General features: G+C 61.0%; 10 protein-coding genes and 1 tRNA gene. 6 read left to right on the top strand and 5 right to left on the bottom strand.

What is annotated here, in order from left to right:
- The 3 genes from B3C64_RS07910 to purT form a co-directional block, all read right to left on the bottom strand.
- The coding region (locus B3C64_RS07910; protein WP_291534933.1) for a phosphoribosylformylglycinamidine synthase at positions 1-2,709 on the bottom strand (2,709 nt) is incomplete at its 3' end.
- 118 nt (positions 2,710-2,827) lie between these two features.
- Positions 2,828-3,580, bottom strand: a complete 753-nt coding sequence (gene purC, locus B3C64_RS07905; RefSeq protein WP_291534932.1) for a phosphoribosylaminoimidazolesuccinocarboxamide synthase — start codon at positions 3,578-3,580, stop codon at positions 2,828-2,830.
- A 136-nt stretch (positions 3,581-3,716) separates the two neighbouring features.
- Positions 3,717-4,970, bottom strand: a complete 1,254-nt coding sequence (gene purT, locus B3C64_RS07900) for a formate-dependent phosphoribosylglycinamide formyltransferase (RefSeq protein WP_291534931.1) — start codon at positions 4,968-4,970, stop codon at positions 3,717-3,719.
- 195 nt (positions 4,971-5,165) lie between these two features.
- Here purT and B3C64_RS07895 point away from each other — a divergent pair, with 195 nt between their 5' ends.
- On the top strand, positions 5,166-6,359 hold the full coding sequence (locus B3C64_RS07895) for a glycosyltransferase (RefSeq protein WP_414632186.1): 1,194 nt from the start codon (positions 5,166-5,168) through the stop codon (positions 6,357-6,359).
- 105 nt (positions 6,360-6,464) lie between these two features.
- On the opposite strand, the gene B3C64_RS07890 is transcribed toward B3C64_RS07895, so the two are convergent.
- On the bottom strand, positions 6,465-7,490 hold the full coding sequence (locus B3C64_RS07890; RefSeq protein ID WP_291534929.1) for a threonine aldolase family protein: 1,026 nt from the start codon (positions 7,488-7,490) through the stop codon (positions 6,465-6,467).
- Positions 7,491-7,588: 98 nt separating this feature from the next.
- Positions 7,589-7,661 (bottom strand) — tRNA-His (locus B3C64_RS07885).
- A 321-nt stretch (positions 7,662-7,982) separates the two neighbouring features.
- On the opposite strand from B3C64_RS07885, the gene B3C64_RS07880 reads away from it, so the two are divergent.
- The 5 genes from B3C64_RS07880 to B3C64_RS07860 all read left to right on the top strand — a co-directional run.
- A complete protein-coding gene (locus tag B3C64_RS07880; RefSeq protein WP_291534928.1) occupies positions 7,983-9,032 on the top strand; it encodes a bile acid:sodium symporter family protein in 1,050 nt (349 codons plus the stop codon).
- A gap of 751 nt (positions 9,033-9,783) precedes the next feature.
- On the top strand, positions 9,784-10,155 hold the full coding sequence (rpsL, locus tag B3C64_RS07875; protein WP_003808601.1) for a 30S ribosomal protein S12: 372 nt from the start codon (positions 9,784-9,786) through the stop codon (positions 10,153-10,155).
- Positions 10,156-10,160: 5 nt separating this feature from the next.
- A complete protein-coding gene (rpsG, locus tag B3C64_RS07870; protein WP_003836460.1) occupies positions 10,161-10,631 on the top strand; it encodes a 30S ribosomal protein S7 in 471 nt (156 codons plus the stop codon).
- 30 nt (positions 10,632-10,661) lie between these two features.
- Entirely contained in the window at positions 10,662-12,791 is a 2,130-nt protein-coding gene (fusA, locus tag B3C64_RS07865; protein ID WP_291534927.1) for an elongation factor G, read from the top strand.
- 170 nt (positions 12,792-12,961) lie between these two features.
- Positions 12,962-13,281 (top strand): GTP-binding protein (locus B3C64_RS07860; RefSeq protein WP_291534926.1); only part of this gene is annotated, 320 nt, incomplete at its 3' end.

The following is a 13,281-nucleotide window of genomic DNA, read 5'->3' as shown; positions in this document are numbered from 1 at the left end:
CGCCGGAACCTTGGCGCCGTCGGCGAGTTCGATGATGAAGGAACCGTACGCCGGTACGAACAGATCGTCCACGGAGATCGCGGAGTTGAGCGTCACACCGATCTGGTTGCCGACGGTCATCTTGAAGATCGCCTCGGCGGTGGCGCCATAGCCCGGTGTGGATACGGCCAGCGCGTCGCCGAAATCGGTCAGGGACTCGACCGTGGAGAACGCCTCCAACAGCGAATCCTTGTCCGGGGTGAGGCCATCGGCCTGATAGCGCGGTGCGATGCGGATCACACGGTGGCCGGCGCCCTTGAACTCCGGGGAGGTGGCGCGCTTCATGTTGCCCACAGCCACCGCGAAGGAGATCAGGGTCGGCGGAACATCGAGATGCTCGAACGTGCCGGACATGGAGTCCTTGCCGCCGATTGCGCCGGCACCGAGATCGATCTGCGCCATCAGCGCACCCAGCACCGCGGCCATCGGCTTGCCCCAACGCTCCGGCTCGTCGCGCAGCTTCTCGAAGTACTCCTGGAAGCTCAGGTACGCCTTCTCATGCTCGAAACCGGCAGCCACCAGCTTCGACAGCGACTCCACCACGGACAGGTAGGCGCCGGTGAACTGGTTCTTCTCCATGATGTACGGATTGAAGCCCCATGCCATCGCGGAGGCGGTGGTGGTTTCGCCGAACACCGGCAGTTTGGCGACCATGGCCATGTTCGGGGTCAGCTGCTTGCGGCCGCCGAACGGCATAAGCACCGTGCCGGCTCCGATGGTGGAGTCAAAACGCTCGGAAAGGCCCTTGTTGGAGGCCACGTTCAAATCGGTGAGCATGGCGTGCATGCGCTCGTCCAATGTGCCCGTCTTCCATGGAGTGGAATAGCCGTGCTGCGTCTCGATATGCACCACCTGATGCTTCGGAGCGCCGTTGGAGGCGAGGAATTCACGCGACAGATCCACGATCGTGTCGCCGTTCCACACCATGGTCATGCGCGGATCCTCGGTCACGGTCGCGATGACTTCGGCCTCGAGGTTCTCTTCCTTGGCGTAGCCGAGGAACTCGTCCACGTCCTCCGCGGCCACGTCGACGGCCATGCGCTCCTGCGATTCGGAGATCGCCAGTTCGGTGCCGTCCAGACCCTCGTACTTCTTCGACACCTTGTTGAGGTCCACGTACAGGCCGTCGGCCAGCTCGCCGACCGCCACGGACACGCCGCCCGCGCCGAAATCGTTGCAGCGCTTGATCAGACGGCATGCGTCGCCGCGACGGAACAACCGCTGCAGCTTGCGTTCCACGGGGGCGTTGCCCTTCTGCACCTCGGCACCGTCGAGTTCCAGGGATTCGACGTTGTGCGCCTTGGACGCGCCGGTCGCGCCGCCGATGCCGTCGCGGCCGGTACGTCCGCCGAGCAGAATGACCTTGTCGCCCGGAGCCGGGGTCTCGCGGCGCACATGATCGGCCGGAGTCGCGGCCACGACCGCACCGACCTCCATGCGCTTGGCCACATAACCTGGGTGGTAGATCTCGTCCACCTGACCGGTCGCCAGACCGATCTGGTTGCCGTAGGAGGAGTATCCGGCGGCAGCGGTGGTGACGATCTTACGCTGCGGCAGCTTGCCTTCGAGGGTTTCGGAGACCGGAACGGTCGGGTCGGCTGCGCCGGTCACGCGCATTGCCTGATACACGTAGGAACGGCCGGAGAGCGGGTCGCGGATGCAGCCACCGATGCAGGTGGCCGCGCCGCCGAACGGTTCGATCTCGGTGGGGTGGTTGTGCGTCTCGTTCTTGAACAGGAACAGCCAGTCCTCGTCGTGCCCGTTCACGTCCACCTTCACCTTGACGGTGCAGGCGTTGATTTCCTCGGATTCGTCGAGGTTCTTCAGAATGCCGTTCTTCTTGAGCCACTTCGCGCCGATCGTGCCCATATCCATCAGGCACACAGGCTTCTTGTCGCGGCCGAGTTCGTGACGGATCTCAAGATACTTGTCGAACGCGGCCTTGACGGTGGCATCGTCGATCTTCACCTCGTCGAGCTGCGTGCCGAACGTGGTGTGGCGGCAGTGGTCGGACCAGTAGGTGTCGATCACCTTGATCTCGGTGATCGTCGGGTCGCGATGCTCCTCGGTGAAGTGCTCGCGGCAGAACTGCAGGTCGGCCAGATCCATGGCCAGATCGCGGTCTTCGATGAACTGTTCGAGCTCCGCGTCGCTCATGGTGCGGAATCCGTCGATGACCTCGACCTTGCCGGGCACCGGCACCTGGGTCTTCAGCGTGGTCTTCACATCCAGCGAGGCTTCGCGGGCCTCGACCGGGTTGATCACGTAATGCTTGATGGCTTCGACATCGGCTTCGGAAAGCGCTCCCTCCAGCGCGTACACCTTGGCGGAGCGCACCGTAGGACGCTCGCCCTGGGAGATCAGCTGGATGCATTCGCTGGCGGAATCCGCGCGCTGGTCGAACTGGCCGGGCAGGTATTCCACGGCGAATACGGAATCGGAACCGAAATCAGGCAGGTCGGCGGAGACGTTGTCCACCTGCGGTTCGCTGAACACGGTCGGCGTGGCCTGCTTGAACAGCTCTTCGCTGATGCCTTCCACGTCGTAGCGGTTGACGAGACGAACGTTCTTCAATGCCTTGATGCCAAGGATGGTCTTGAGCTCATTGGCAAGTTGCTGGGCCTCGACGTCAAAGCCGGGCTTCTTTTCCACGTATACGCGAAAAACCATGGTCAACTCCTTGAAAGAGGGGCTTGTGGGGATTTATACGGATGCAACCGCAGGAATTGCGGAAAGAGACGACGCAGCCCGCATCCGGATCGGAATTCGGATGCGGGCTGCGGAAACGTCATTCGGAGATTTCGATGCCCTCGGATTTGGCGAGGTCGGCCAGACGGCCTTCGATCTCCTCGTAAGCCGGGATGATGTTGCCCAGATTGCGGCGGAACAGATCCTTGTCGAGGTGCTCGACCTTGCCGGAGTGGTCGCGCTGGTCCCACAGACGGCAGGAATCAGGCGTGATCTCGTCGGCCAGCAGCAGCTTGCCATCGGAAGTGCGGCCCATTTCGATCTTGAAGTCCACGAGCTTGACGTCGATCTTCGCGAAAATCTCGATCAGGGCTTCGTTGATGCGGCGGGCGAGCGGGGCGATTTCGGCCAGGTCTTCGCGGGTGCAGACGCCCAGGGCGACCAGATCGTCATCGTTCACGAACGGATCGTGCAGGTCGTCGTTCTTCATGAAGTATTCCAGCACCGGTTCCTTCAGCTCGATGCCTTCCTCCACGCCCAGACGGGAGCAGAAGTGGCCGGCCGCGGTGTTGCGCAGCACGATCTCCAGCGGGAACATCTTCACCTTCTTGACCAGCTGCGCGGTGTCGTTGACGCGGGCCACGAGGTGGCTGTCGATGCCGCGCTTCTTCAGCAGGTCGAAGATGATGGTGGTGATGAGGTTGTTCAGCCTACCCTTGCCGGCGAAGTCTTCCTTCTTTTCGCCGTCACCTGCGGTAGCGGAGTTCTTGTATTCGACCCAGAGCACCTCCGGATCGTCAGTTGCGTACAGTTGCTTGGCTTTGCCCTCGTAGAGCTTCTCCAACTTCTCCATTACTCGCCTTTCCTGGTGTATGGGAGGTAGATAGTTTGGTGAATTCGACGGTTAACAAGATACCAACCGGAGGCTACATTCCCAAGCCTCCGGCGGTGTTTTCGGAATGTTTTCGAGCAGGCCTTCCGAAAGAGATTCAGGCGATGCCCACCGTAAGCGATTCGGTGACGTTCGCGGCTTTTTCGCGTGCCTCGTCGGCGTTCTTCCCGATGGCCAGCGCCACCGCCATGCGCCGATGGCCATGCACTTCGGGCTTGGCGAAGATGCGCAGATCGGTGCCGGGAGCGGCGAGCGCTTTGTCCACATCGCCGAATTCCGCCTCGCCATCGCCTTCCACGACGATCGCGTGGCTTGCCGCCGCGGTCCCTTCGGGAATGGACAGCGCGACATGGCCTTGGGTAATGGGCAGTCCGAGGATCGCGCGGGCATGCAGCGCGAATTCGCTCAGACGCTGCGATGCCATGGTCACCATGCCGGTGTCGTGCGGTCGGGGAGAGACCTCGTTGAACAGCACCGAACCGTCCGTGAGCACGAACAGCTCCACGCCGAACACGCCCCAGCCCTTCTCGCCGGAGGCCTTTGCCTTCGCCACCAGGCCCTCCACCGCGGTTCTGGCGATGTGCGTTGCCTGCTCGAGCACCTCTGGGGTGAACGATGCCGGCTGCCAGGATTCGCGGTAGTCGCCGCTTTCCTGCCGTTGCCCGATGGGGGAGCATGTCACGATGCCCGCGCTGGAGCTGACGGTCAGCACCGTCAGCTCGTAGTCGAGCGGAGCCAGGGCTTCGACGATCACGCGGGACACGTCGCCTTCGTCGTGCGCGCGGCGTCCTTCCTGCGCCTCGACCCATGCGGCGTCGATGGCGTCGGCGGAGCGGACCACGGACTGGCCATGCCCCGAAGAGCTCATGATCGGTTTGACCACGCATGGGTAGCCGATGGTTTCGGCGCCTGCCCGCAGCTCGTCGAGCGAGCCGGCGAAACGGTATGGCGTGGTCGGCAGCCCCAGTTCCTCATGCGCGAGCACGCGCAGACGTTCGCGGTCCATGCAGATCGCGGCGATCTCGGCGCTGGGAACCACTTGCGCGCCATGTCGTGCGGCCTCGGCCAATTCGGCGGTGGCGATCGCCTCGACTTCCGGAACGATGATGTCGGGTTTGATCTCGTCGAACAAGGCGCGCAATTCGACGGGGTTCGCCATGTCGAGCACGCGATGCTCGTGCGCCACCTGCTGCGCGGGCGCGCCCTCGTAGGAATCGGCCGCGCACACCCATGCGCCGAGCCTCATCAATTCGATGGTGACTTCCTTGCCCAGTTCACCTGAACCGAGGAACAGTACGCGGGTCGGATGTTTGCCAAGCGGAGTGCCCAAGGCACGCTTCTCTTCAGTCATGGTTCCATTGTGCCATTGGAATGCGAAGTATTTTCCGGCGTCGTCTGCGTTTTGGAAGATTCCGTTGCATTACGTGCCGCAAATCGCATCGTCAGTCGTCCCACCGGCGCCGCATCGCAGACTGCGGCGTCCGAATAAGGTAATGGCTGTAAATGGGCAGTGGCGATGGATCTGCCCAAGAAATTCCCATATCCCATGGCGGAACATAGGATGGAACGCATGTCCGATGAAGAGAAGAATGAGCGGCAGCGTCCTCTGACGATCGCCATGGTGGTCGACACGTCAGGCAATCGGGGCAACGGCACTTCGAATTCGGCGTTGCAATGGGCGCGGGAATTGGAACGGCAGGGGCATCATGTGCGCCTGGTCGGCATCGGAGCCCCCGAATATCCCGCGCGCGTCAACCATGTGCCGTTGGTCAGCTGGATTGCGAAAAAACAGCAGATGCAATTCGCCGAGCCGAGCGACACGCTGTTCCGCGCGGCGTTCCGCGGCGTGGACGTGGTGCATATCTATACGCCGTTCCGTTTCGGCCGACGCGCATGCAAAATCGCCATGCAGATGGGTGTCGCGGTCACGGCCGGATACCATGTGCAGCCGGAGAACATCACCTATTCGGCCGGTCCTTTGAAACATATGCCCGGCATCGAATCGTTGATCTACCGGTTGTTCGACATCTGGCTGTACCGCAAAATCGGCCATGTGCATGTGCCGACGGAGCTCGGTGCCAGCCTGCTTCGGGCGCACGGCTACACCGCGAAACTGCACGTCATCTCCAACGGGTACGAGGCGCGGTTCGTACCCAAGCGGCAGCGCGCGGCGGACGAACCGTCGCCGTCGCCGTTCCGCATCGTCGCCTCGGGACGGCTGACCAATGAGAAGAACCACGTCATGCTGATCCGCGCGATCGCGCGCTGCCGGCACGCGCGGGACATCGAACTGACGATAGCCGGCACCGGACCGTTGAAAAGGAAGTTGCGTCGTCTTGCCTCGCGGCTGCTGCAACGTCCCGCATCCATCGGATTCCATCGGAACGCCGATATGCCCGCATTGCTGCATTCCGCCGACTTGCTGGTGCATCCGTCGATCGCGGACCTGGAATCGGTGAGCGTCATCGAAGGCATGGCGTCGGGATTGGTGCCGGTGATCGCGTCCTCTGAACTGAGCGCCGCCGGCCAGTTCGCGTTATGCGACGAATCGCTGTTTCCCGTCGACGATGTGGAGGCGTTGGCGCGGCGCATCGATTGGTGGATCGATCATCCGGCCGAACTGTCGCGATGGGGCGCGGTGTATGCGGAACACACCAAGGAGCATTATTCCGTGGAGGCGTCCGTGCGTGCGTTCGTGGACATGGAGCGCGAGGCGATCGCAGACAATCGTGCGGAGTGAGGGAATCCATGGCGTCGGACGCAGCCGGCGCGCATGTTCATGCCATATGCCGCCCGTGTCGGCGATGTGGTACGGAGTGGTGGTCTGAACCCACCATGGGCGATGCTAGAGCAGGGCGATGAGACGCTCCACCTGTTCGTCGGTGGTGGACCAGCTGGTGCAGATGCGCATGACGGTGTGCGTGTCGTCGGCCTTCTCCATGAAGCCCAGACGCACGTCACGTTGCAGTCGCTGGGACGTCTCGTTGTCCAAGGTGATGAAGATCTGATTGGTCGGCGCGTCGAACGTCAGCGTGTAGCCGCGTTCCACCAGCACCCTGCGGATGCGGTCGGCCGCGGCGTTGGCGCGGCGCGCGATGCGGGTGTACAGGTCGTCGGTAAACAGCGTGTCGAACTGCACGCCGAGCAGCCAGCCCTTCGCAAGCAAGGCGCCGTGCTGCTTGACAAGCGTCAGGAAGTGCTCCGGCATGTTGCCATGCGTGAACACCACGGCCTCGCCGAACATGGCGCCCACCTTGGTGCCGCCTATGTAGAACACGTCGGCGATGCGGGCGATGTCCTCGAGCGTCACGTCGTTGCCGGTGGCGGTCAGTGCGTAGCCGAGGCGCGCGCCGTCGATGAACAGCGGCATGTCGTATTTCGTGCACACCTCGCGGAGCGCCTCAAGCTCGGCGAGCGTGTACAGCGTGCCGTATTCGGTGGCCTGCGAGATGTAGACGCAGCCGGGGAACACCATGTGCGTGTAGTTCGCGTCCCCATAGAAGGTGGCGCAGTATTCATCGAGCTCGTGCGCGTCGATCTTGCCGTTGTGGTGGGGGAGGGTGAGCACTTTGTGTCCGGTGAATTCGATGGCGCCGGCCTCATGCACGTTCACATGGCCGGTGTCGGCCGCCACCACGCCCGCGTATTGCGGGGTGATCGAGTCGATGACGGTCTGGTTGGTCTGTGTGCCGCCCACCAGGAAGAAGATCTCGGCGTCGGGGCATGCGCACGCCTTGCGGATCTTGTCTTTCGCCATGTCGCAGATTTCGTCGGCGCCGTATCCCTGGTACTGGTTCCGCGCGATTTCGTCGATGCGTGCGATGATCTCCGGCGTCGCGGTGCAGGAATAATCGTTTTCGAAAGACAGCATGCCGAATCCTTTGTACTATCGCGTCCGCGGATGCCGACGCCGTATGAGATGGGTATGGATAACAAAAAACCTCGGAATTGCTTCCGAGGTTTTGCCGGGGTGGCTAACGCGGCTCGAACGCGCGACCTTCTGAACCACAATCAGATGCTCTACCAACTGAGCTATAGCCACCATGTTCACACTTCTGTAGAAGCGCAACGGATGAACACTATACACGTTTTTTGGGGAAAGCGCTTATCGGCGTGTTGCGGATGGGAGACGGGGGATTCGTGGAGCGCGATTCGAGGAATTGCGCCTGAAACCGACGTCGCTACGGCCGTCGGAAACGTCCGCGGGAGCCGCAACGCGTCCGACGAACGATGTTCACCATGCGAACATGACCATGTGCCGTCGTCCTGCTGGTGCGTAGGTTGTAGCCGCAATCCAAAAGATGAAGCAATGAGGTCGGTCGCAAGCCGGCCTTTTCTCATAAATGGAACGAAGAAGAGATACATGCAGAAGGTCAAAGCATTTGGAGATTGGCTTACCAAGTGGTTCACCGCGATTGTGATCGTGTGGGCGGTGTTCAACTATTTCGTGCCTCAGACCAGCCTGTGGGGCAAGGCATACACCGGATATATGTTGGGAATCGTGCTGTTCGGCATGGGACTGACGCTGACGCTTGACGATTTCAAGCGCATCCTCACCCAGCCTCTGATGGTCATCGTCGGCACCGTCGCGCACTTCGTGATCATGCCGTTGGTCGCCGTGCTGCTGTGCTGGATCTTCCGCCTCGACGGCGCGCTTGCGGTCGGCGTGATCCTGGTCGGGTGCTGCCCGTCCGGCACGTCCTCCAACGTGATGAGCTATCTGAGCCGCGGCGATGTGGCGCTGGATGTGTCCATCGGCATCCTTTCCACGCTGTGCGCGCCGTTCATGATTCCTCTGCTGATGCAGTGGCTCGCCTCCCAGTACGTGACCGTGCCCGCGCAGTCGCTGTTCATCAACGCCGTCAAGGTGGTGCTGTTCCCGATCGCCTTGGGTGTGGTCTGCCACGCCATCTTCAAGGAGAAGATCGAGAAGGTCACGGTGGCCCTGCCCATCGTGTCGCAGGTGGCCATCCTGCTCATCATCGGCGTGGTGGTCGCGGCCAATGGCCCGAAGCTGTTCGTGGCCTCCTCGCTGCTCGCCATCCCGGTGGTCATGCTCCACAACCTGTGCGGATACGCGCTTGGTTTCGGCTTCTCCAAGCTCATGTACAAGGTGTATCCGAAGGGCTTCCGCTACGCCCAGCAGAAGGCGATCACCTTCGAGGTCGGCATGCAGGACTCCGCGTTGGGCGCCACTTTGGCGTTGAGCTCCTTCGCGGCCAATCCGCTGGCGGCCGTTCCGTCGACGTTCTTCAGCGTGTGGCACAACATCTCCGGTTCCGTGCTGTCGAGCTGGTGGCGCAACCATGACGACAAGCATCAGATTCACCCGGACTCCGGCAATGGTGAGAAGGGCTCCGCGGCCGTGGACGCCAATGCCGAGCCGAAAGTCGAGTCTTCGGTCTCCGACTGATCGCCGCTGACGCTTGCGCAATCCCTGAATCGCACATGACGATTCAGGGATTGTTTGTTTTTGATTGATTTTTACGGTGTGTGGTAATGTTCTGTTCGTTTTGAGTGAGACTGCAAAAACCTTGGAATTATTGGGATTTGATGGCTTTCTTGACGTGTCGTCTGTTCGTTTTGGATATACTGTAAACGAAGGCCGGAGTTGTGGATCGGATGAGTGTTCACCAGGTCGCAACGAAGCGTCTCGGGTCTTGGATCTGCGGATGCAACGCCTTCGGGATATAACTGAATAAGCGATTCGAGATGGCGGCGATGAGGAAATACGGCGATGGCGCCGGGCCGCAAAGCATAACAAGATGCAAGATGCATGGATGATGAAGACGCGCAAGGCGGCGCGTGAGATGGATTTGGGACCTCCTTCCCCAGGCGAACGGCCCGGCGGTTCGACCGTCGGGCCGTTCGTTATGCGGAATCGGTTTTGGGTGAGATGCCGCGCGACACGGCATTTGGAAGTTGTCCGCGGCATTCGTATACTTGTAATCCGTGTGTGCCAACGGCATGCCTTATGTGACAGGCGTGCGGGTTGGGATATCCCAGAACTCGACTGCATCACGCGCAGCAATGCGGCGGTGAGAGAGGGACGGGCCATCGGGCCGGTGGACTGTGGCTATCTTCATGATTCAGTGTCATGGGGTGTGGGCGCGGTGCGGCGGTCACACGAAGACAAAAGAAATCACTGAATCGGAGAATTCAAGTTGCCTACTATTGAACAGCTCGTCCGCAAGGGACGTCAGGCAAAGCCGAAGAAGTCCAAGACTTTGGCACTGAAGGGAAGCCCGCTGCGCCGCGGCGTGTGCACCCGTGTTTACACCACCACCCCGAAGAAGCCGAACTCCGCACTGCGTAAGGTCGCCCGTGTGCGCCTGAGCTCCGGTGTGGAAGTCACCGCTTACATCCCGGGCGAAGGCCACAACCTGCAGGAGCACTCCATCGTGCTCGTGCGCGGCGGCCGTGTCAAGGATCTGCCGGGTGTGCGTTACCACATCGTGCGTGGTGCCCTCGATACCCAGGGCGTTAAGGACCGCAAGCAGGGTCGTTCCCTGTACGGAGCAAAGAAGGCGAAGTAAGAGATATGTCACGTAAAGGACCTTCCAAGAAGCATCAGCTGCTGCCGGATCCGATCTACGGTTCCACCGTTGTGGCACAGCTCATCAACAAGATTCTGCTCGACGGCAAGAAGTCGATCGCCGAAGACATCGTCTACTCCGCTCTCGATATGGTCAAGGAAAAGACCGATCAGGAGCCGGTGGCCGTTCTGAAGCGCGCTCTCGACAACATCCGCCCGTCCCTCGAGGTGCGTTCCCGCCGTGTCGGTGGCGCCACCTACCAGGTCCCGGTCGAGGTCAAGCCCGCTCGCGCGAACACCCTGTCCCTGCGCTGGCTGACCGATTTCTCCCGCGCTCGTCGTGAGAAGACCATGGCCGAGCGTCTGGCCAACGAAATCCTCGACGCCTCCAACGGTCTCGGCGCTTCTGTCAAGCGTCGCGAGGATACTCATAAGATGGCAGAGGCCAACAAGGCCTTCGCTCATTACCGCTGGTAATTAGTCAAGAACGAGAGTTAAGGAACACTCATGGCACTAGACGTGCTTACTAATCTGAACCAGATCCGTAACATCGGTATCATGGCTCACATCGATGCTGGTAAGACCACCACCACCGAACGTATCCTGTACTACACCGGCAAGAACTACAAGATCGGCGAGACCCACGATGGCGCCTCGACGATGGACTTCATGGCGCAGGAGCAGGAGCGCGGCATCACCATTCAGTCCGCCGCCACCACCTGCTTCTGGAACCGTCAGACGCACGACGTGAAGGACAAGTTCCAGATCAACATCATCGATACCCCTGGCCACGTGGACTTCACGGCCGAGGTGGAGCGCTCCCTGCGAGTGCTCGACGGTGCTGTGGCCGTGTTCGATGGCAAGGAAGGCGTGGAGCCGCAGTCCGAAACCGTGTGGCGCCAGGCCGACAAGTACGGCGTTCCGCGTATCTGCTTCATCAACAAGATGGATAAGCTCGGCGCCGACTTCTACTACTCCGTCGACACCATCAAGAAGAAGCTGGGCGCCACCCCGCTCGTCGTGCAGCTGCCGATCGGCGCTGAGAACGACTTCGCCGGCGTCGTCGACCTGATCCGTATGAAGGCCTACGTCTGGAACGACGTCAAGGACGATATGGGTGCCCACTACGACACCGTTGACATCCCGGCCGACCTGCAGGACAAGGCTGAGCAGTACCGTTCCGAGCTGCTCGACCAGGTCGCGGAATCCGACGAGGAGCTGCTCGAGAAGTACCTCGAATCCGGCGAACTGACCGAGGAAGAGATCCGCGCGGGCATCCGCAAGCTCACCATCAGCCGTGAGGCCTACCCGGTGCTCTGCGGCTCCGCCTTCAAGGACAAGGGTGTGCAGCCGATGCTGGACGCCGTCGTCGACTACCTGCCGAGCCCGGAGGACGTTCCGTCCATCGTCGGCTTCGACCCGGCCGACGAGTCCGTCGAGATCGACCGCAAGCCGACCGTCGACGACCCGTTCTCCGCACTGGTCTTCAAGATCTCCACCCACCCGTTCTACGGCAAGCTCGTGTTCGTGCGCGTCTACTCCGGTTCCGTGAAGCCGGGCGACAACGTGCTCGATTCCACCAAGGGCAAGAAGGAACGCGTCGGCAAGATCTTCCAGATGCACGCCGACAAGGAGAACCCGGTGGATGCCGCCGAAGCCGGCAACATCTACACCTTCGTGGGTCTGAAGAACATCACCACCGGTGACACCCTGTGCGATGAGAAGGCTCCGATCTCCCTCGAGTCCATGACCTTCCCCGATCCGGTGATCGAGGTGGCCGTGGAGCCGAAGACCAAGGCCGATCAGGAGAAGATGAGCATCGCTCTGGCGAAGCTCTCCGACGAGGATCCGACCTTCCAGGTGAAGACCGATGAGGAATCCGGCCAGACCCTGATCTCCGGCATGGGCGAGCTGCAGCTCGACATCATCGTCGACCGTATGCGTCGTGAGTTCAAGGTGGAGTGCAACGTCGGTAACCCGCAGGTTGCATACCGCGAGACGATCCGCAAGGCCGTCATGAACCAGGAATACACGCACAAGAAGCAGACCGGTGGTTCCGGCCAGTTCGCAAAGGTCCTGATGAACTTCGAGCCGCTCGACACCGAGAACGGCGAGACCTACGAGTTCGTCAACGAGGTCACCGGCGGCCACATCACCAAGGAATTCATTCCTTCCATCGATGCTGGTGTGCAGGAAGCCATGGAATCCGGCGTCCTCGCCGGCTTCCCGGTGGTCGGCGTCAAGGCGACCGTCACCGATGGCCAGACCCACGATGTCGATTCCTCCGAAATGGCCTTCAAGATCGCAGGTTCCATGTGCTTCAAGGAAGCTGCCCCGAAGGCCAAGCCGGTCATCCTCGAGCCGATCATGGCCGTGGAAGTGCGTACGCCGGAAGAGTACATGGGCGACGTGATGGGCGACATCAACGCCCGTCGTGGTTCCATCCAGTCCATGACCGACTCCACCGGTGTCAAGGTCATCGACGCCAAGGTCCCGCTGTCCGAGATGTTCGGTTACATCGGCGATCTTCGTTCCAAGACCCAGGGCCGCGCAATGTTCACCATGCAGATGGACTCCTACGCAGAGGTTCCGAAGAACGTCTCCGAGGAGATCATCAAGGCCCAGCGCGGCGAGTGACACGCGCCGCAGCCGCATTGGAAACTGTCCCCAGTCGGCGCTAGTATTCTGTAGCGCTGACTGGGTTCGGGCTCCAAAGTGGCACAAACCCGTCAAACCCAGTAAAATGTAGCGAGTGCCTTGATTAAGTTCAAGGCTGATTACTACGAGACGTCCAGGAGGACAAACACATGGCAAAGGAAAAGTACGAGCGTACTAAGCCGCACGTTAACATTGGTACCATCGGCCACGTCGACCACGGTAAGACCACTCTGACCGCAGCTATCTCCAAGGTGCTGCACGAGGAATACCCGGACGTGAACCCGGAGTACGACTTCAACCAGATCGATTCCGCTCCGGAAGAGGCCGCTCGTGGTATCACCATCAACATCGCCCACATCGAGTACCAGACCGAGAAGCGTCACTACGCTCACGTCGACTGCCCGGGCCACGCCGACTTCGTGAAGAACATGATCACCGGTGCCGCCCAGATGGATGGCGCCATCCTCGT

The organism is Bifidobacterium sp. UBA6881 (assembly GCA_002451435.1).
Classification (GTDB): domain Bacteria; phylum Actinomycetota; class Actinomycetes; order Actinomycetales; family Bifidobacteriaceae; genus Bifidobacterium.
The sequence above is the reverse complement of the archived record's forward strand: the minus strand, read 5'-3'. Positions and strand labels throughout refer to the sequence as shown.